This is a genomic window from Brumimicrobium sp., assembly GCF_048268645.1.
Taxonomy (GTDB): Bacteria; Bacteroidota; Bacteroidia; order Flavobacteriales_D; family Crocinitomicaceae; genus Brumimicrobium; species Brumimicrobium ulvae.
This window is the reverse complement of record NZ_JBLWVE010000012.1, coordinates 40,454-60,304: the sequence shown is the minus strand read 5'-3', so window position 1 is coordinate 60,304 and position 19,851 is coordinate 40,454. Positions and strand designations below refer to the sequence as shown.

Below are 19,851 nucleotides of genomic sequence, written 5' to 3'. Positions count from 1 at the left end.
TAAAAAAACCGGCAACAGTTTTCGCTGTGCCGGTGTAAGCCTTAATTTACATTATTTTAAATATCGTCAAATTCGATGTCGGTAAACGTGCTTGTATCAACATCGCCGTTTTGAGCTACTTTTGAGAGGTCTGCAGTACTTTTTTCATCTGCATGTGGCGGTTTGTAATCCTTTTGATGACGCTCGCTAATTACCTCTTCGCCTTTTTCATCAATTACATAATCTATCATTTCAGCCAGAGTGTCTTTGAACTCGCTAAAATCTTCTTTATACAAATAAATCTTATGTTTTTTGTAGTGGAAAGATCCATCGTCGTTAGTAAACTTCTTGCTTTCGGTTATTGTCAGGTAAAAGTCTCCTGCTTTAGTAGACCGTACGTCAAAAAAATAAGTACGTCTTCCAGCTCGCATCACTTTTGAAAAAATCTCTTCTTGCTCCATTGTAAATTGATCGCCCATGTTGTTTGTTTTTTTCTTTATACGGTGCCAAAAATCCTAAAAATTTCCAAACCATCCAAAGTAAAATTTACATTTCTTTTTCCAAGAGTTGTTTTGCGTACAATTCCTTATAATATCCTTCTAGATTCACAAGTTCGTTGTGCGATCCGCTCTGTATTATTTTCCCATCTTCTAATACAATAATGTTAGTAGCATTTTTTACTGAAGAAATTCGATGGCTTACAATAATCGTGGTTTTATCTTTTGAAATTTTGTGAAGGTGCTGAAGTATTTGTTCTTCTGTTTCAGTATCTACGGCTGAAAGACTGTCGTCAAATAGCAGGATTTTCGGGTCTTTTATAATTGCACGTGCAATTGACAAACGTTGCTTTTGACCTCCACTCAGCGTTATTCCACGCTCTCCAAGAACTGTGTCGTAGCCCTTGTTGAATTCAATAATATTTTTGTGAACCACAGCGCTTTTTGCAGCTTCAATAACCTCCTCCTCAGTAGCGTCTTCTTTTCCAAATCGAATATTATTCCGAAGCGTATCGCTAAATAAAAATGCATCCTGGGGAACATAGCCAATACTGCTTCTTAAATCGGATAAATTAAGGTTTTTGATCGGAATGCCGTCAATAGTTAACATTCCTTCTTCAACGTCGTAAAGTCTTCCTATAAGTTCAAGAATAGTAGATTTTCCTGAACCAGTATTTCCTACTATAGCAAGGGTGTCTCCTGGTTTTACCGAAAATGAAATATCTTTTAACGCTACGATGCCGGTATCGGGATAAGTGAATGTAAGGTTGTTAAACACTATATTTCCATCGATAGGAGTGTTTTCTTCAACTTCATTTTGAATATCTGGTTCTGTTTTTAGAAATTCGTTAATTCGTTTTTGCGAAGCTTCTGCCTGCTGAACCATTGAAGCAACAAACCCTACGATTGCAACGGGCCAGGTGAGCATATTTACGTACATCAAAAATTCTACTAGGGTTCCTAGTTCTTCTATTTTTCCATCCATATAGCGCATTCCCCCAATATAAATTACGAGAATATTACTCACGCCTATTAATAGAATCATTAAAGGAGCGAACAATGCCTGAACTTTAGCTAAATCGATGTTTTTATCCTTACTGCCTTCTGCAAGATTCTCGAAATCTTGATTAATTCGTGGCTCTATTCCGTACGCTTTTATTACTGAAATTCCGCTAAAACTCTCTTGCGTAAACGACGTTAATTTTGATAGGTATTGTTGAACAATGGTGCTCCGCTTATTAATCATTACACTCAGCTTGAAAATAGCAACAGATAGCAAGGGTAGTGGGGCAATGGCATATAACGTCAATATTGGATCCTGATAAAACATATAACTAATTACCACTATAAATAAGGTAATTGTCGTGATGCTATACATAAAAGCAGGTCCTACATACATTCGCACTTTAGACACATCTTCGCTAATGCGATTCATTAAATCTCCTGTTCTATTTTGTTTGTAGAATCCTAATGATAGTTTTTGATACTGTTCAAACACTACGTTTTTTAAATCGTATTCTACATATCTAGAGACCACAATGAACGTTTGTCGCATCATAAATGTGAAAAAGCCAGAAAGTAATGCTGCGCCTAAAAGTATTAAAACATTAATTAAAAGGTGCTGTTTTACGTATGCCAAATCGGTTATTTCGCCATTCATATACTGTTCAACGATAGTTACAGAGTCTCCAATTTTCATTGGGACTACAAGTTTAAAGACTGTGGCAATAATGGTTATAAACACCCCTACGATCAATCGGCCTTTGTATTTAAAAAAATAAGGGTTTAGGTATTTTAATTCTTTCATTTTCAGAAACTGCGAGCGGTTTAAAATATTCCTAAATTAACAGGCTTTGCTTTGTAGAATATATAGCAAACCACTACTTTTGCATTACCATTTTGAGAAATAAATAATTAATTATATAAAGCTATGAGCACCGATATAATCGACACTAAAGAACTTCATAAAATAGATCCAGTTTTTGGACAAGGATCTTTTGACAATCACGAACAAATTGTTTTTTGCAACGACAAAGATACTGGATTAAAAGCAATAATTGGGATTCACAATACAGTTTTGGGACCAGCTTTGGGTGGAACCAGAATGTGGAATTACTCTAGCGAGTGGGATGCATTAAACGATGTTTTGCGACTTTCAAGGGGAATGACTTTTAAAAGCGCTATTACGGGCCTTGATCTGGGTGGAGGAAAAGCTGTGATTATTGGTGATGCTAAAACACAAAAAACTCCTGAACTAATGTTGAAGTTCGGAGAGTTTGTACATTCATTAGGGGGGAAATATATTACTGCCGAAGATGTAGGAATGAAAACTTCCGACATGGATCTTGTACGTACCGTAACTCCGCACGTAACTGGTATTTCTGAAGCAAATGGAGGTTCAGGAAATCCTTCTCCTATTACAGCGTATGGTGTGTATATGGGTATGAAGGCCGCTGCAAAATATACCTACGGAACAGAGGATCTTCAAGGTAAAGTTATCTATGTTCAAGGTATTGGTAATGTTGGTGAGTCTTTGGTAGAACACTTGAGCAAAGAAGGCGCTAAGGTTGTTATTTCCGACATCAACCAAGAGCGTTTGGAAGAAGTTCGCGACAAATACGGAGTAAAAATTTACGAAGGTAAAAACCTGTATTCTGAAGAAATGGACATCTATGCTCCTTGTGCTTTAGGTGCTACAGTAAATGACGATACTATTGGTCAGTTTAAAGCAAAAGTAATCGCAGGTGCAGCAAACAACCAATTGGCGGTTGAACAAAAACACGGAAAAGCACTACGGGAAAAAGGAATTGTTTGGGCTCCAGACTTTTTAATTAATGCGGGCGGAATTATTAACGTTTATGCTGAACTCGTAAAATACGACCGAGCTGAAATAATTCGAAAAACAGAAAACATCTACAACACAACGCTCGAAATTTTGAAAAATGCTGATGTTAATGACATTACTACGTATCAAGCAGCTTTCAATATTGCACAAGCACGTATTGATGCAAGAAAAAACGAAAAATAGTCACTAATTTGTGCCACTTGGCACTTACAATTTTATGTATCTTTGCAGCGCACAGGTAAAAACTTGTGCGTTGTTTTTTTATCAAAATAGTTCTTTAAAAAATATGCTTACAAGAAGACATATCAGGGTAAAGGTTTTACAGTCGGTTTATGCTTATAATAGGTTGGAAAACCCCGATATTGATACACAAGAAAAGTTTTTGAAATACAGTATCGAGCAAATGCAGGATCTCTACCTGTTAATGCTTCAACTAATGGTGGCCATGCAAGGGCAAGCTGATCGATTTATGATAATATCACAGCAAAAACACCTAGCAACAGAAACTGAAAAAAATCCTAGCCAAACGTTTGTTAAGAACAAAGTGCTGAATTTAATAGCAACCAATTCACTTTTTGTTGAAACAATAGAAAAGAAAAAACTGAACTATTGGGATCTGGATTCCGAATATGTGAATATTCTGTTTAATGCGCTTAAACAAAAAGACTGGTATCAAGCCTATCTCGAATTAAAAGAAACTGATTTTAAAGAAGATCAAAAGTTTGTAATCCGCGTTTTTAAAGAAATTGTAGCTCCTAACGAAAAAATTTACGAGTATATTGAAGACAAACGTCTAACTTGGATAGACGACTTTCCACTTGTAAACACTGCTATTGTGAAAATGCTAGGCAAACTTTCAGAGAAAAACGCATCCGACTTGTTAGTGCCTGATTTATATAAGAATGAAGAAGACAGGCAGTATGCTATTCAACTTTTCAGAAAAGTTATTTTAAACGAAGATAAATTAAATGCTGAAATAACGGGTAAAACCCCAAATTGGGATCAGGATCGCATTGCAGATGTAGATTTAATTATTTTAAAAATGGGCATTGCTGAGTTTTTGTACTTCCCATCAATTCCTGCTAGAGCTACTATTAATGAGTATCTCGAAATATCTAAAGAATATTCTACACCGAAAAGCAGCATTTTCGTTAACGGAATTTTAGACAAAATTGTTAAAGAATTTACCGAGAATGGCAAACTCAATAAAATAGGACGAGGCCTTCATTAATGGTGAAAAAATGCCTATTTTTGGCGTGCTAAAAACAAAAAATATTTATTACAATGAAAAAATCAATCTTATTACTAGCAGTTCTGTCTGTTTTTGCATTTTCTTCTTGCAAAGATAATGCAGCAGATAAAGTAAATGAAGAGAATGTTGCCGCCGCTGCAGATCGTGATGCAGAGTCGGGTAAGTTTCCAAAAATCACTTTTGAAGAAAGTCAATACGATTTTGGAACTATCGACAAAGGAACTCACGTAGAGCACCTTTTCAAATTTAAGAATACTGGTGACGCTCCATTGATGATTGTAAATGCAAAAAGTAGCTGTGGATGTACTGTACCGGAATGGACAAAAGATCCTATCGCACCGGGAGGAGAAGGCGAATTATTAGTGAAGTTTGATGGAAGCGGACAAAATCAAGTTAGCAAAACCATCACACTTACAACAAATACAGAAGCTGGAACTGAGTCTTTGGTTATTAAGGCATTCGTAAATCCTACTAATCCAACAACCAAAGCACCAACATCTTAATTAAATTCAATATTTATAGTTACTGTTATGGGAGATCTTTCTCAATTTTTACCAATAGTTTTATTATTTCTAGTAATGTATCTCTTCTTGATACGTCCTCAAATGAAAAAAGCCAAACAAGAAAAACAGTTTGCCGCCCAACTTAAAAAAGGCGATAAAGTGATTACAATGGGAGGCATGCATGGAAAAGTCCTTGACCTTTTTGACGACGGAACCTGCATTATCGAAAGTTTGGCTGGAAAAATGAAGTTTGAGAGATCTGCTATTTCTATGGAAAAAACAGCAAAACTAAACGCACCCGTAAAGGAAAAGAAGTAATTAATTGTTCCTTTTATTTAAAAACTCCCTTGCTATAATTAATAGTAGGGGAGTTCTTTATTTTAAATAATAATTGCCGAGAATTTAAAGCGAATTTTATTTTATGTTGCGGCATAAACAATTTGGTTTACACTTAATTTTCTATCTTTAATAGCTATGTCCAACCACAAAAAAAACCAACTCCGGAAACATAAAAGATTAGCAACTGGTCTTTTCTTTTTCATGGCAATCGTTTATGCTGCAATGGTATATTTACAGCACAACGGTGGCCAAACGTGGATGGGTTATGTCGAAGCTTTTTCTGAAGCGGGAATGGTTGGTGCACTCGCCGATTGGTTTGCAGTAACGGCTATTTTTAAGCACCCATTAGGAATTCCTATTCCACACACTAATTTAATTGAAAGGAAAAAAGATGATCTGGGTCAGAATTTAGGAAAATTTGTGAAAGACAATTTCTTAAACTCCGAAAACATACGGCCATATATTGAAAAACTAGACGTTGTTAAGTGGGTGTCTGAGTGGTTGAATAAACCCTCTAGCCAGAAAATTCTAGAAACTGAAGTTGTTGGTCTCACAAAAAAAATTATTTCCGATCTTAAAGATAAAGACGTAGAAACGTTTCTTGCAATTAAAGGCACCGAAATTTTACATGAAATCGATTTTCAAAAAATAACATCTTCTGGTATCGATTACTTTATTGAAAAGAACGAACATATTCATTTACTAGAAGTATTACTCCCACAAATTAAAGGCTATATCAATGAAAGTGAAGAATTGATTCGGCAACGCTTGTACGAAAATAGACCTTTTCTAGCTTTTTTAGCTGGAAAAAAAATATCGACTGAAGTTGTAGATGGATTAGTTAAATTTCTTGACGAAGTAGATGCAGATAAAGAACATTTTGTTCGAAAGAAACTTACAGAAAATCTACGGAATTTTTCAAATGATGTAATAGTTTCTGAAAGTTGGAACAAGAAATTTGATAACCTGAAGCAAGAAGTGTTAACGGAACAAAACCTCCGTCCCTACACAGATGATGCGTGGCAATCTATTAAAGGGCTCTTAGTGCAAAACCTAGAGAATCCAGATTCGCAACTACATGGCTATTTAAAAAGTAACATTCAAAAATTTTCGCACAGCCTGTCTCACGATCAAGCATTGAGTAGTCGCATAAATAGTTGGGTGCGTCACTTTTTATATCGAATGGTTCTTAAAAACAGAGATGAGGTTGAAGCTTTAATAAGCAGGACTGTAGCTGGTTGGAAAGGCAAGGAGCTAAGTGAAAAGCTAGAATTGGAGGTAGGAAAAGATCTGCAGTTCATTCGTATAAACGGCACTTTAGTAGGCGGATTTGTAGGTCTTTTGATTTATACGCTTACTCAATTGTTTCTTTAAGAATTTAGAACCCAAATAAAAAGCACCAAATTCCAAAAGTATTCATTGGAATTTGGTGCTTGATTTATTGAAGTTTCAATACTTATTCCTCTTCCGATTTGTATTTCGTAAGATCTTTAGCAGTAAGTTCTGCAATTTTAACAATTACTTCCGTTGCTTTTTTGATGCTTTCTACAGGAACGTATTCATATCTTCCGTGAAAATTGTGACCTCCAGCAAATATATTTGGACAAGGAAGCCCCATAAAACTTAATTGTGAGCCATCAGTTCCACCGCGGATAGGCTTTATTAATGGTTTAATTCCTAACTGTTCCATGGCTTCCTTTGCGATAGAAACTATATGCATCACAGGTTCGATTTTTTCACGCATATTGAAATACTGATCCTTTATTTTAACAGATACAGCTTCCATCTGGAATTGCTCGTTGATATCGTTTGCCAATTCTTTCATCATTTCTTTTCGCGCTTCAAAATGTTCTTTGTTATGATCGCGAATAATGTATTGTAGTTTTGTTTCGTCAACACTGCCATCAATTGTATGAAGATGGAAAAATCCTTCACGGCCTTCGGTGTGTTCAGGAGTTTCAAGTCTTGGAAGCGAGTTAATATAGTCTGTAGCAATGTACATACTGTTTATCATTTTTCCTTTGGCATATCCAGGATGTACGATTTTACCTTTAATAGTAACCACCGCTCCGGCAGCATTGAAGTTTTCGTATTCCAGCTCACCTACTTGACTTCCGTCCATAGTATACGCCCACTCCGCTCCAAACTTTTCAACGTCAAACTTATGGGCGCCCCGACCAATTTCTTCGTCAGGAGTAAAACCAACTCGAATTTTCCCGTGTTTAATTTCTGGGTTATTGATAAGATATTCCATCGCTGACACTATTTCGGTAATTCCAGCTTTATCATCTGCACCTAGAAGCGTTGTTCCGTCTGTGGTAATAAGAGTTTGTCCTTTATACATTAATAAATCCTCGAAATAATCTGGAGAGAGTATAATGTTTTGTTCTTCGTTAAGAACAATATCTTTTCCATCGTAATTTTCGATAATTTGTGGTTTAACATTCGCTCCTGTAAAATCGGGTGAGGTATCAAAATGTGAAATAAACCCAATTACTGGCACTGGGTACGAAACGTTAGAAGGCAACGTAGCCATTATATAGGCGTTTTCGTCTATGGTTACATCTTCCAGGCCTATTTGTTTCAACTCCTCAACCAGTTTATTGGCGAGGTTCCATTGCTTTTCAGTGCTTGGTGTTGTATTGCTATTGGGGTCACTTTCTGTGTCAATCGTTACATAGCTGGTGAAGCGATCAATAATGTGTTTTTTTTCAATCATAACTTTTCTTTTACAGTGCAAAATAAAGCATATTCAAAATAACAAATACATGGTTTAGTGTATTTTTGTACCATATCTGTCAACCATGTATAAAACCATCATTCGCCCCCTGTTTTTTAGCTTCGATCCAGAGAAAATTCACCATTTTACATTCTCAATGGTTCGCTTTTTTCATAAGATTGGCTTCGGAAGTATTTTCCGAAGTATCTATAAAATCGAAGACCCTAAACTTGAACGCGAATTATTCGGATTGAAATTTCCGAATCCCGTTGGACTTGCAGCTGGTTTTGACAAAGATGCGAAACTTTACAAAGAACTCTCGAATTTTGGATTCGGGTTTATTGAAATAGGAACTGTAACCCCAAAGCCACAAGCTGGAAATGAAAAGCCGAGACTCTTCAGATTGAAAGAAGACTCAGCCATCATTAACCGAATGGGTTTTAATAATGGAGGGGTGGAAGAAGCGGTTGAAAGGCTGAAAGAGAATCCAAAAGGAATTGGAAGGGTCTTAATCGGTGGAAACATCGGGAAAAACAAAGTCACTCCCAACGAAGAAGCGGTCAACGATTACATAATCTGTTTTGATGCGCTGTATGATTATGTCGATTATTTTGTAGTAAACGTTAGTTCGCCAAATACGCCAAACCTTAGGGAACTGCAAGAGAAGAGGCCTTTAACCGAATTACTGCAAACACTTCAAGATAGAAACAAAGCAATGTCAGCTCGAAATGAGTCGAAAACTTGCAAACCTATTCTTCTAAAAATTGCACCCGATTTAACGAACGACCAACTTTTGGATATAATAGATATCGTTTCTGAAACTAAAATAGCTGGGGTTATCGCTACCAATACTACTATTTCACGCGACGAACTTACTTCAGAAAAACAAAAGGAAATGGGCGGCCTTAGTGGAAAACCATTAACTAACAGGGCGACAGAAGTAATCCGCTTCCTGTCAGAAAAAAGCAATAAATCGTTCCCGATAATTGGAGTTGGCGGAATTCATTCCGAAGAAGATGCGCTGGAAAAACTAGACGCCGGCGCTAGCTTGGTACAACTTTACACCGGTTTTATTTACGAAGGCCCAGGTTTGATTAAGCGGATTAACAAAGCAATTTTAAAAAGGACTTAGGATTAAAGGACTTACGACGTAGGACGCCTTTTATTATATATTTGTTTTTTGTCATACGAGTAATAGGTCTGCGAGTATCTGCGACATCAGCGGGAACCGAAAATCTGAGAACGCGAAAATCATCCCACAGATCACGCCGATTAACGCAGAATAAAAAAGTAGTTGCAATTTGAGACTCCTTATAAAAGTTGTTTTAATGTTACAATTCACTCATTATGATATTTTGCGGATAATCAATTCTATTAATATAAAATTTAAATTCAATAAATTGAAAGTCTTATATCGTACGTCCTATAGTGCAGCGGTCTTACGCCATTTTTTATGATAGAAACCCTAATTTCTTTCTCAATCGCTACGCTTGCCCTCGCCATTTCTCCGGGGCCAGACAATATTTATGTGCTTACGCAATCTTTGGCGAATGGAACTAAAAGCGGAATTGCAACCACTGCTGGCTTGATAAGTGGCTGCATTGTCCACACCACGCTTTTGGCTTTTGGTCTTTCGGCTATTTTAATTGCTTCCGAAGAAATTTTTTATGGAATAAAGGTTTTGGGAGCTTGCTATTTACTTTATTTGGCTTACAAAGTTTATAAAAGTGATTCGGATATTTCTGTAGCTAATAACGCACCTAAAAAATCGTATCTCCAACTGTTTAAAACAGGTGTAATAATGAATTTGGTGAATCCGAAAGTGATGATTTTCTTCTTGGCGTTTTTCCCAGGTTTTCTATGGGATAAGGAAGGGAATACGATAGTTCAGTTTTATATTTTAGGAATTGTTTTTATGATTGTTTCCTTTATCACTTTCAGCAGCATTGCACTCGCCGCAGGACGAATCTCTAAGCTGCTTATAGAATGGAAAAATATGGGAGTTGTTTTAAAATGGTTGCAGATTGTGGTTTTTGTGGGGATTGCAACTTTCATTCTACTGCCTTAATATACTTTTCGCCACTTTCTAATTTCAAATTATTTTTTATAAACCATTTTTAAAGAGGAAAGATTTCTGACTTCGTGGGAATTCTTATCTTTGAGCCAATGCAGCAAGTAAAAATAATAGAATGTCCGCGCGATGCCATGCAAGGCATTAAGGATTGGATTCCCACTGAAAAAAAGGTGCAATACATTCAGTCGCTTTTGCGCTGTGGTTTTGATACCATTGATTTTGGAAGCTTTGTTTCGCCTAAAGCCATTCCGCAAATGCAGGATACAGCCGAAGTACTTTCAAAACTCGATCTCTCAAAAACATCAAGTAAGTTACTAGCCATTATCGCCAATGAGCGAGGGGCAATAGATGCCGTAAAACATCCAGAAATAGATTATTTGGGTTACCCGTTTTCCATTTCGGAGAATTTTCAGATGCGGAATACTCATAAAACGATTGCCGAATCTTTGGTGATACTCCAAGAGATTTTAAATCTAGCGCATAAAAACGATAAGGAAGTTGTCGCTTATCTGTCTATGGGTTTTGGAAATCCGTATGGCGATCCTTGGAATGTAGATATAGTAGGGGAGTGGACCGAAAAATTGGCGTCTATGGGCGTGAAGATTCTTTCGTTAAGCGATACCGTTGGCTCGTCTACGCCTGATATTATTTCCTATTTATTTTCCAACTTGATCCCGAAATATCCTGAGATAGAATTCGGTGCGCATTTACACACCACACCGACTGCGTGGTTCGAAAAAGTTGATGCTGCCTATAAGGCTGGCTGTAGAAGGTTTGACGGTGCTATTCAAGGTTTTGGTGGATGCCCAATGGCAAAGGACGATTTAACGGGGAATATGCCAACAGAAAAAATGCTGAGTTACTTTACAACAAACAAGGTTTCTTCAAATATCAGCCCTATGTCGTTTGAAAGCGCACATAACGAAGCAACAAAAATTTTCACTAAATACCATTAAACATTTCGAAATGGGAAGATTCTTATTCATAGCAATCGCAAGTTTGTTCTTAACGAGTTGCGGTGTATCCAAAGATGCTACCAATAAAACAGGTGAGATTACCATTAAAATTGTACAAATTAATGATATCTATGAAATCGCCCCACTCAACGGAGGTGAGTATGGCGGACTAGCACGCGTAGGTTTTATCCGTGATTCTATAAAAGAGAAATTCCCAAACACGTATTTGTTTTTGGCAGGCGATTTTTTAAACCCTTCACTTCTAGGAACAGTTAAAGTGGATGGGGAACGCCTTAATGGGAAGCATATGATAGATGTTTTAAACGCCTTGGAAATAGATTTGGTAACCTTCGGAAATCACGAATTCGATTTAAAAGAAAAGGAGCTTCTAAAAAGATTGGAGGAGTCTACCTTTAAATGGACTACAGCCAATACACGTCATGTTACTGAAAGCGGGACATTGCCTTTTGTTACAGGCAGTGGTCTAAATAAAATAGTGACTTCGGATTATGAAATCTTTACAGCTGTTGGCTCCGGAAGTGATAAATTGAAATTCGGCGTTTTCGGGGTTACACTTCCTTCAAACCTGAAAGATTACGTTTACTATGGCGATATTTATGAAAATGCCGAAAGGGCATACAACCTAGCGCTTCAGAATACGGATTTTGTCGTAGGACTTACCCACGTTGCTTTAGAAGAGGATTTTGAAATTGCAAAACGTCTGCAGTCAATTCCCCTAATAATGGGAGGTCACGAACATTTTAATATGCTTGAAAAAGAAGGTAGCACAATAATAGCCAAAGCAGATGCCAATGCCAAGAGTGTTTATGTTCATACGTTAACATATAATCTAAATAGTAAAAACCTTCAGGTTGATTCTGATTTGGTGATGGTTACTGACAAAACGCCTTCCAGTCCTAAAGTAGAAGTTGTTGTTACCAAATGGAATGAATTATTGAACAACAAATTAAAAGAAGTGATTGATAACCCCAATGAAATTATTTATCACGCTTCAATTCCGTTAGACGGAACCGATAAAGCGAGTAGAAGTAAACAAACCAATCTGGGCGATATTATTACCCGCTCTATGGCGAATGCGTATACAGGAAAAGTAAATGCTGCCTTGGTTAACGGAGGCTCCATCCGAATTGATGATAACTTAATTGGCGATATTACTAGCACAGATATTTTTAGGGTGCTTCCTTTTGGAGGAAGCGTTCTGCGAGTTGATTTAAAAGGTAGCCTTTTAATAGAAATATTGAATTACGGAGTAGAAAAAAGTGGAACAGGAGCTTATTTACAACGCTATAATTTTTCTAAAAATACAAACGGAAATTGGCAAATTGGAACCGATTTAATCGAAAATGAAAACACCTATTCAGTAGCTTTTAGCGATTTCTTATTAAAAGGCTATGATATACCTTTTCTTACTCCAGAGAATCCAGAAGTGCTAAATGTTTATTATCCTATCGAAAAAGAAACAGCCTCGGATATTCGAAAAGCGATAATCGAGTATTTTAAATTACAATAGCACCAAGATTCCACAAGCTTCAATAGCTGTAAATTAGTGCTGTAATATGTTAAGGGTAGACAATCTTTCAAAGAAATAAGCTGTTGAAAAAGAACTAAATACTATATCTTTTTTTGGCAAGTTAGTCTTCCGGATGTAATTTGTTTTACTTCTATATTTTCAGAAAACACTGTTTACTTCTAGTGTTTATAGGTGTTTATGACTTCTTATCTGATTGAAAAAACTTTAAATATTATCTTTATTTATTCTAAATAAGCTTGTGAGTTAGAATTTTCAATCTTACTTTTGCAAGCGTAAAACCAATCTATTTAAATTAAGTCTAAATAAACTCTAATGAAAAATTTCTTATTTAGTGCGTCTATAATTAGTGCACTAGTCTTTACTTCTTGTTCTTCGGATGATTCTGTTAATCCTGACGATAACACGGTCGTTCCTCCAGCAACCTATACATTTAAGCGTGGAGGTGAATCTACTGTTTCTTTTGGAGGTCAAACTACGCGAATTAAAATGGCGGGTGAGTTAAAGTCTGCTCTTATGGATTTTGACAATGCTACCGAAAATTCCTTATTAGCTATGTATGCGCACGAAGCTGGAAATAATGATTTCAGCGATTCAGAATTAAATGCATCCGATAAAAGTCTTCGAAGCAAAACAGCGGCCTCTAAAGATTATTTCTCGGCAAATGCTTCAGAAAGTGCAATCATTAAAGCAACTTTAGAAGGCTTTATTTCTTCACAAGTAAATGAAGTTTTTCCTAATAAAATGGTGGTTGCCTCTCCCGGAGTTGCAGGTCAAATTGCTGATGGGGATAAAACGCGTTACGTAAACCAATATGGGCTAGAGTACAATCAAGCTTTCGCTAAAAGTCTATTGGGAGCCTTAATGACAGATCAAATGCTTAACCATTATTTAAGCTATGCGATTTTAGATGAAGGAAGCAATAGAATAAATAATGACAATAACATTACAGAAGAAGGCAAATCGTACACTACTATGGAACATAAGTGGGATGAAGCTTATGGCTATTTATATGGTAACTCTCAAGACCCAACAAATCCAAACTTAACAATAGGAGAAGACGATGCTTTCTTGAATGAATATGTAGGACAGGTTAGTAAAGATCCTGATTTCTCATCAATTGCAACTGATATTTTCGACGCCTTTAAGCTTGGACGTACTGCTATTGCTGCCAAAAATTACGAGGTTCGTGATTCGCAAATTGCAATAATTCAGAAAAATGTTTCAAAAGTAATTGCAGTTCGTGGTATTTTCTATTTACAAAATGGTAAAAACAAAATTGAAAACGGAAATGTACAAGGCGCATTTCACGCTTTGTCTGAAGCATACGGATTTGTCTATAGTTTACGGTTTACACGAAATCCTGAAACCAATACGCCACTATTTACACGATCTGAAGTAGATGCGTTGTTAGCCCAGTTAATCAATCCAGCAGATAATGGCTTTTGGGGAATTACACCAGAAACCTTAGAATCGATTTCTGAAGCTGTAGCAGCAAAATTCGACTTTACTGTTGCGCAGGCAGCAAGCATTTAATAATAGTCTTAGTTATTTACCAACCGAATCGTGATTTCACCTTTCGGTTGGATTTTTTTGATTTTTAAACCTAGCAAAATGAAATATTTAAAATTGAGTGCCATCGTTTTTTCACTAGCGCTAATTCTTGCTTCCTGTTCTAACAGCAGCGACAATCCAGAAAGTGCTGATGATAATTTTGATCGTGGTGCCATGCTTGCCAACTGGGCAGACAATATTATTATACCAGCTTATACGAGCTTTAATGCTAAGGCAGCCGATTTAAAAACTAAAACCACCGAATTTTCTACAAATCCGACGGTCGAAAAGCTTCAAGAACTTCGAAACACTTGGGAAAGCGCTTATGTTTCATTTCAACACGTTTCTATGTTCGAAATAGGGAAAGCAGAAGAGCTAAGATTCAGAAACAGAGTTAATATTTATCCTACCGATACCGCTCAAATTGAAGGTTTTATATCCACTGGAGAGTATAATCTTGACTTGCCTTCAACAATCGATGCTCAGGGCTTTCCAGCATTAGATTATATGATAAATGGATTGGCAACCAATGATAATGAAATTATTTCATTTTATACTTCACACACTAATGCCGAAGGGTATAAAAATTACGTAAACACCCTTGCTTCAACCATTTCATCTTTAAGTGCTGAAGTATTGACTAGTTGGACTGCTGGCTATCGCGATGTGTTTGTTTCCAATACCGCTTCTTCAGCTTCTGGAGCAGTAGATAAGTTTACAAATGCCTACATTTTCTATTATGAAAAGTCCCTACGTGCAGGAAAAATTGGAATTCCAGCCGGAGTATATTCTAACGGGGTTTTACCAGAAAAAGTGGAAGCATTTTATAAAGAAGATATTTCTAAAAAACTTTTGTTAGAGTCGATTACAGCGACCCATAATTTTTTTAATGGGAAGAAATTTGATGGCAACACAAATGGGCCGAGCTTTAAAACCTATCTCGATTATTTAAACACGATTAAAAATGGGGAAAATTTGAGTGCCTTAATTGATGGGCAATTTACAGTTGCCCACAACAAAGCAAATGAACTCAATCCTAATATTGTAGAACAAATAGCAACAGATAACACAAAAATGCTGCAAACTTTTGATGAGCTACAGCGAAATGTAGTTTTGATGAAAGTAGATATGGTTCAAGCCCTAAATATTTCAATCAACTATGTTGATGCAGATGGGGATTAGCAATTTATTGGAACATTTTTTAATGTTTTAATGCTGAGAACCAATCTAATAACCAATACCGTTGTTTAGGAACTATGTTTCCAACGTTTTCAAAATATTTGAATAAAAGCACATCGGCCGCACCTCTTGCGGTCTTTCGTGTGTTTTTTGGGTTGATGATGTTGGTTAGCATCATTCGGTTTATGCTCAATGGTTGGGTTTACAAACTTTATATCGAACCCAAATTCTTTTTCAGTTACTACGGCTTTGAATGGGTTCAACCGCTTGGCGATTACACCTATCTCATTTTTATTATTTGTGGAATAGCCTCTCTTTTTGTGGCTTTAGGCTATAAATACCGATTGGCGATTATTGTTTTCTTTTTAAGCTTCACCTATATTGAGTTGATGGATAAAACTACCTATCTCAATCACTATTACTTTATAAGCTGTGTTGGGTTTTTAATGGTATTTCTTCCTGCAAATGCCTTTTTCTCGCTAGATGCTTATAAAAATCCATCCAAAGCATTTTTAAGAATTCCAAGATGGACGGTGGATAGCATCAAGTTTCTTTTGGGACTAGTTTATATTCACGCAGGTTTGGCAAAATTAAACAGTGATTGGCTTTTTAAAGCGATGCCGTTAAAAATTTGGCTTCCTTCAAAATACGATTTGCCAATATTGGGAGATTTACTACAACAAGAATGGGTTCATTTTGCGTTTAGTTGGAGCGGTGCCATATACGATTTAATTATTCCATTTCTACTTTTTTATAAACCTACACGTTGGTTTGCGTTTGCCTTGGTTGTTATTTTTCACGTGCTAACCAGGGTTTTATTTCCAATAGGAATGTTCCCTTTTATCATGATTGTCAGTGCGCTAATCTTTTTTGACGCAGGCGTACATCATCGAATTCTCGGATTTATTTCAAGAATATTTCGGATTAATTATTCAAAGGTTATTTCTATGGCCAATGAAAAAAGTTTTCGTTTTAAAAGAAACTTTACGCTTCCTATTGTTGCAATCTTTTTAGCTGTTCAGTTACTGCTACCTTGGCGCTATTTATTGTATCCAAATGAATTGTTTTGGACGGAAGAAGGATTTCGATTTTCGTGGCGCGTTATGTTGATGGAAAAAGCCGGGTATGCACAATTCACGATAAAAAACACAGAAACAGAGGAGCAGTTTGTTGTTGATAACGATGATTTTTTGACTTCTTTTCAAGAGAAACAAATGAGCTTTCAACCCGATTTTATTTTGGAATATGCGCATTACTTAGGAAATCATTTCAAAAAGCAAGGTTATGAAAATGTAGGTGTGTTTGTTGAAGGTTATGTAGCCTTAAACGGACGATTAAGTCAACCTTTTATTGACCCAAAAGTTGATTTATTGAAGAAAAATGAGTCCTTTTGCCGAAAAGATTGGATACTGCCGTTTAACGATGAGATTAAAGGATTATAAAAAAAGGTCATCCGACTGAAAATGATAGAATTTAAAACCAATATATTGCGAAAGACCTCACAGGTTTCAGTTGAGACCTCACTGGATTTTCAAACCTGTGAGGTCTGGGGACACTCAAAGAAGACCCCAAGGGTTTTTAAAACCTTTGTGGTTTGGAACCACGATATTATTCCGAATGAAGTTTTTCATCTTAGTAGAAATCTTTTTCTCACTGTTTTCTTCTTATTTATTACTATTCCTCTTTTCGCGCAGTTTTCCGTCTCGGGAAAAGTGCTTTATAAAGCCAATAATCTGCCTATTCAAAATGCTGAAGTTTACAATCTCGATTTAGGGAAATCGACAATTACCGATACCGAAGGAAGTTTTCAATTCGATAACGTGCCTGCCGGAACCTACGAATTTGCTGTATTTGATATGGAATACAAGGTTTTGAAGGAGTCGATTACTGTTTCTCAAAACACAATTGTAAATTTTGAATTAGAACCCTTGGGCGAACAGCTTTCCGAAGTTGTTATAAAGAGAAGGAAGGAAGAGGTTTTTGCCTTACGCAGTTTAAAACAAGTAGAGGGAACCGCCATTTACGCTGGGAAAAAGAGTGAAGTAGTAGTGATGGATAACCTCACTTCCAATACCGCAACCAACAATGCGCGACAGATTTACGCTCAGGTTGTAGGGTTGAATATTTACGAAAACAATGATGGTGGTTTACAACTCAATATAGGAGGTAGAGGTCTAAACCCAAATAGGACAGCCAATTTCAATACACGTCAAAATGGGTATGATATTTCTGCTGATGTCTTGGGCTATCCAGAGAGTTATTACACCCCGCCAGCCGATGCATTAAGCGAGATTGAAGTGGTTCGTGGTGCGGCTTCGCTTCAGTACGGAACCCAATTTGGAGGGTTGATCAACTTTGTTCTTAAAAAACCAAATCCAGATAAGAAGTTTGAATGGGTTTCCCGGCAATCGTTGGGTTCCTTCAACTTGTTTAATAGCTTCAATAGTTTTAGCGGAACGGCAGGGAAATTGGGATATTACACTTATTATAATTTTAAAACGGGCGATGATTTCCGTCCTAATTCGCAATTCGATTCGCATAACGCCTTTGCACACTTAGACTATGCGTTTTCTGAAAAGACTAAGCTCACTTTTGAAATGAGTTACCTTCATTATTTGGCACAACAGCCTGGAGGCTTAACAGACAGGCAATTTGAAGAAGATCCAACTTTCAGCAACCGCACACGCAACTGGTTTGAAGTAGATTGGAAATTATATTCATTGCGTTTTGATCATAGTTTTTCAGAAAGAACAGATTTTAGCCTAAACGTATTCGCTTTAGATGCCAGCCGAAAAACAGTTGGGTTTAGGGAAAATCGTGTTTCACAAGTAGACGATTTAGAGAAACCACGCGAGTTAATTTCAGGAAACTTCAATAACTGGGGCGCCGAAGCACGAATTTTAACGCGTTATGACTTTTTAGGAAAAGAGAATATAGTTCTTTTTGGAGGGAAATATTACCAGTCAAATAATGATGAGCGTCAAGGTCCAGGAACCAATGGAATGGACGCAAATTTTAATTTTGCTTCCTCCACATATCCTAATTACGAGCGTCAGAGTGATTTTACATTTCCAAATTTAAATTTCGCAGCCTTTGGTGAAAACATTTTTAATCTTTCATCTAAGTTTTCTGTTACACCCGGTTTTCGATTTGAATATATAAAGACTCAAAGTGAAGGTGAGTACAAAAAAATTAATTTTGACATTGCTGGAAACCCGATCTTAAATGAGGACATTCCCGATAATCGTGAATTTGAACGAGCATTTGTGCTGTTGGGCGTTGGTGTAAGCTATAAACCCACAAAACAAACCGAGCTTTACGGAAACTTAAGCCAGAATTACCGATCAGTAACCTTTAATGATATTCGAATAACAAACCCCTCATTGGTTGTTGATCCAGATATTTCGGATGAAGAAGGATATACATTTGATATTGGAGCTCGAGGTCGATTTGGAAAATATGTTTCGTATGATGTTGGTGCTTTTTTCCTGAGTTATAAAGATCGATTAGGTGTGATTGTTCGAGAAGTAAGCGATATTCAAGAAGAACGTTTTCGTGGTAATATTGGCGACGCTATTACGTATGGCTTCGAAAGCTTTGTAGATTGGAATATTTTAGAGACTTTTTCTATTGATAGAAGTTTTAGATTGAACTATTTCGCAAACCTAGCGCTTACAAATAGCGAGTACACTTCTTCAGAAGAAACGAATGTGAAGGGAAAAAAGGTAGAATTCATTCCAGCCGTAAACCTGAAAACAGGACTTGGTTTTGGTTATAAAGATTTTTTGGGAAGCCTTCAGTATACTTATCTAAGTAAACAATTTACAGACGCAACCAATAGCGAGCGTGATTTTGAAAGTCAGAGTGGCATTATCGGCGAAATACCTGCTTATGCTATTATGGATCTCTCGGTATCCTATACGATTGGTCATTTTAAAATCGAAAGCGGCTTAAACAACGTGTTGGATACGAGTTATTTTACACGAAGAGCGACGGGATACCCGGGACCAGGAATTTTGCCAAGCCAACCACGAACTTGGTATGCGACCTTGCAGATGAAGTTTTAGCTTTTAGACCTACAAGGTGTTCCCCGCTTTTGAGCGGGGCTCTTTGTAGGTCTAGTTTTATTTAGACAAGGTTTTTGAAACCGTGCTCGATAATTCAAAATTCTCAATTAAATTCCACAAGGGCTATTGAGATTTAGGAAATCATCATGATTTTGGCATATCGTTATACCTACAAGTTTTTTGAAATCTTGCAGGACGTATTGAAAACCTTGCAGTATAAAACTGAATTCGGAGTATATATTTCTGAATTAATTCCTGTATATTTGCACGCAATTAATCCATAAACACATTCCGACTTTACTCATCTTCAACTTTGTGCCTCGGAAGTTAATTTAATT

General features: G+C 36.7%; 16 protein-coding genes. 13 read left to right on the top strand and 3 right to left on the bottom strand.

Annotated features, from left to right (window positions below):
- Positions 1 to 56: 56 nt before the first annotated feature.
- A complete protein-coding gene (locus ACN0U3_RS10405) occupies positions 57 to 458 on the bottom strand; it encodes a PUR family DNA/RNA-binding protein (protein WP_073219021.1) in 402 nt (133 codons plus the stop codon).
- 67 nt (positions 459 to 525) lie between these two features.
- Entirely contained in the window at positions 526 to 2,283 is a 1,758-nt protein-coding gene (locus tag ACN0U3_RS10400; protein ID WP_073219018.1) for an ABC transporter ATP-binding protein, read from the bottom strand.
- Between the two features lie 123 nt (positions 2,284 to 2,406).
- On the opposite strand from ACN0U3_RS10400, the gene ACN0U3_RS10395 reads away from it, so the two are divergent.
- The 5 genes from ACN0U3_RS10395 (at position 2,407) to ACN0U3_RS10375 (ending at position 6,789) form a co-directional block, all read left to right on the top strand.
- Complete coding sequence (locus ACN0U3_RS10395; RefSeq protein WP_417266171.1) at positions 2,407 to 3,504, top strand: Glu/Leu/Phe/Val family dehydrogenase; 1,098 nt, start codon at positions 2,407 to 2,409, stop codon at positions 3,502 to 3,504.
- A 103-nt stretch (positions 3,505 to 3,607) separates the two neighbouring features.
- Positions 3,608 to 4,552, top strand: coding sequence for a transcription antitermination factor NusB (gene nusB / locus ACN0U3_RS10390; RefSeq protein WP_417266170.1), 945 nt, complete (start codon positions 3,608 to 3,610; stop codon positions 4,550 to 4,552).
- Between the two features lie 53 nt (positions 4,553 to 4,605).
- Entirely contained in the window at positions 4,606 to 5,076 is a 471-nt protein-coding gene (locus tag ACN0U3_RS10385; protein ID WP_073219012.1) for a DUF1573 domain-containing protein, read from the top strand.
- A 27-nt stretch (positions 5,077 to 5,103) separates the two neighbouring features.
- Positions 5,104 to 5,394 (top strand): preprotein translocase subunit YajC, encoded by a 291-nt coding sequence (gene yajC, locus ACN0U3_RS10380; RefSeq protein WP_073219009.1) that lies wholly within the window; start codon positions 5,104 to 5,106, stop codon positions 5,392 to 5,394.
- 156 nt (positions 5,395 to 5,550) lie between these two features.
- Positions 5,551 to 6,789 (top strand): DUF445 domain-containing protein, encoded by a 1,239-nt coding sequence (locus tag ACN0U3_RS10375; RefSeq protein ID WP_417266169.1) that lies wholly within the window; start codon positions 5,551 to 5,553, stop codon positions 6,787 to 6,789.
- A gap of 82 nt (positions 6,790 to 6,871) precedes the next feature.
- On the opposite strand, the gene pepT is transcribed toward ACN0U3_RS10375, so the two are convergent.
- The gene (gene pepT, locus ACN0U3_RS10370) at positions 6,872 to 8,134 is read right to left on the bottom strand and encodes a peptidase T (RefSeq protein WP_417266168.1); all 1,263 of its coding nucleotides are present in this window, start codon (positions 8,132 to 8,134) and stop codon (positions 6,872 to 6,874) included.
- A gap of 85 nt (positions 8,135 to 8,219) precedes the next feature.
- Between pepT and ACN0U3_RS10365 the strand changes: the two genes are divergently transcribed.
- From ACN0U3_RS10365 to ACN0U3_RS10330, 8 genes are all read left to right on the top strand, one after another.
- Positions 8,220 to 9,266: a quinone-dependent dihydroorotate dehydrogenase gene (locus tag ACN0U3_RS10365; protein ID WP_417266167.1), complete on the top strand. Its 1,047-nt coding sequence runs from the start codon at positions 8,220 to 8,222 to the stop codon at positions 9,264 to 9,266.
- 321 nt (positions 9,267 to 9,587) lie between these two features.
- The gene (locus tag ACN0U3_RS10360) at positions 9,588 to 10,202 is read left to right on the top strand and encodes a LysE family translocator (protein WP_073218998.1); all 615 of its coding nucleotides are present in this window, start codon (positions 9,588 to 9,590) and stop codon (positions 10,200 to 10,202) included.
- Positions 10,203 to 10,300: 98 nt separating this feature from the next.
- Positions 10,301 to 11,164 carry a hydroxymethylglutaryl-CoA lyase gene (locus tag ACN0U3_RS10355; RefSeq protein WP_073219067.1) on the top strand — a complete coding sequence of 288 codons (864 nt, stop codon included), beginning with the start codon at positions 10,301 to 10,303 and terminating at the stop codon, positions 11,162 to 11,164.
- 10 nt (positions 11,165 to 11,174) lie between these two features.
- The gene (locus tag ACN0U3_RS10350) at positions 11,175 to 12,695 is read left to right on the top strand and encodes a bifunctional metallophosphatase/5'-nucleotidase (protein WP_417266166.1); all 1,521 of its coding nucleotides are present in this window, start codon (positions 11,175 to 11,177) and stop codon (positions 12,693 to 12,695) included.
- A gap of 333 nt (positions 12,696 to 13,028) precedes the next feature.
- Positions 13,029 to 14,249 carry a DUF4856 domain-containing protein gene (locus ACN0U3_RS10345; RefSeq protein WP_417266165.1) on the top strand — a complete coding sequence of 407 codons (1,221 nt, stop codon included), beginning with the start codon at positions 13,029 to 13,031 and terminating at the stop codon, positions 14,247 to 14,249.
- Positions 14,250 to 14,327: 78 nt separating this feature from the next.
- A complete protein-coding gene (locus ACN0U3_RS10340) occupies positions 14,328 to 15,449 on the top strand; it encodes an imelysin family protein (protein WP_417266164.1) in 1,122 nt (373 codons plus the stop codon).
- A 74-nt stretch (positions 15,450 to 15,523) separates the two neighbouring features.
- A complete protein-coding gene (locus ACN0U3_RS10335; protein WP_417266163.1) occupies positions 15,524 to 16,888 on the top strand; it encodes an HTTM domain-containing protein in 1,365 nt (454 codons plus the stop codon).
- Positions 16,889 to 16,909: 21 nt separating this feature from the next.
- On the top strand, positions 16,910 to 19,513 hold the full coding sequence (locus ACN0U3_RS10330) for a TonB-dependent receptor domain-containing protein (protein ID WP_417266162.1): 2,604 nt from the start codon (positions 16,910 to 16,912) through the stop codon (positions 19,511 to 19,513).
- Positions 19,514 to 19,851: the final 338 nt, after the last annotated feature.

Coding starts and splice junctions, on each gene's coding strand:
- ACN0U3_RS10405 (WP_073219021.1), bottom strand. CDS start 458: ATGGGCGATCAATTTACAATGGAGCAAGAAGAGATTTTTTCAAAAGTG.
- ACN0U3_RS10400 (WP_073219018.1), bottom strand. CDS start 2,283: ATGAAAGAATTAAAATACCTAAACCCTTATTTTTTTAAATACAAAGGC.
- ACN0U3_RS10395 (WP_417266171.1), top strand. CDS start 2,407: ATGAGCACCGATATAATCGACACTAAAGAACTTCATAAAATAGATCCA.
- nusB (WP_417266170.1), top strand. CDS start 3,608: ATGCTTACAAGAAGACATATCAGGGTAAAGGTTTTACAGTCGGTTTAT.
- ACN0U3_RS10385 (WP_073219012.1), top strand. CDS start 4,606: ATGAAAAAATCAATCTTATTACTAGCAGTTCTGTCTGTTTTTGCATTT.
- yajC (WP_073219009.1), top strand. CDS start 5,104: ATGGGAGATCTTTCTCAATTTTTACCAATAGTTTTATTATTTCTAGTA.
- ACN0U3_RS10375 (WP_417266169.1), top strand. CDS start 5,551: ATGTCCAACCACAAAAAAAACCAACTCCGGAAACATAAAAGATTAGCA.
- pepT (WP_417266168.1), bottom strand. CDS start 8,134: ATGATTGAAAAAAAACACATTATTGATCGCTTCACCAGCTATGTAACG.
- ACN0U3_RS10365 (WP_417266167.1), top strand. CDS start 8,220: ATGTATAAAACCATCATTCGCCCCCTGTTTTTTAGCTTCGATCCAGAG.
- ACN0U3_RS10360 (WP_073218998.1), top strand. CDS start 9,588: ATGATAGAAACCCTAATTTCTTTCTCAATCGCTACGCTTGCCCTCGCC.
- ACN0U3_RS10355 (WP_073219067.1), top strand. CDS start 10,301: ATGCAGCAAGTAAAAATAATAGAATGTCCGCGCGATGCCATGCAAGGC.
- ACN0U3_RS10350 (WP_417266166.1), top strand. CDS start 11,175: ATGGGAAGATTCTTATTCATAGCAATCGCAAGTTTGTTCTTAACGAGT.
- ACN0U3_RS10345 (WP_417266165.1), top strand. CDS start 13,029: ATGAAAAATTTCTTATTTAGTGCGTCTATAATTAGTGCACTAGTCTTT.
- ACN0U3_RS10340 (WP_417266164.1), top strand. CDS start 14,328: ATGAAATATTTAAAATTGAGTGCCATCGTTTTTTCACTAGCGCTAATT.
- ACN0U3_RS10335 (WP_417266163.1), top strand. CDS start 15,524: ATGTTTCCAACGTTTTCAAAATATTTGAATAAAAGCACATCGGCCGCA.
- ACN0U3_RS10330 (WP_417266162.1), top strand. CDS start 16,910: ATGATAGAATTTAAAACCAATATATTGCGAAAGACCTCACAGGTTTCA.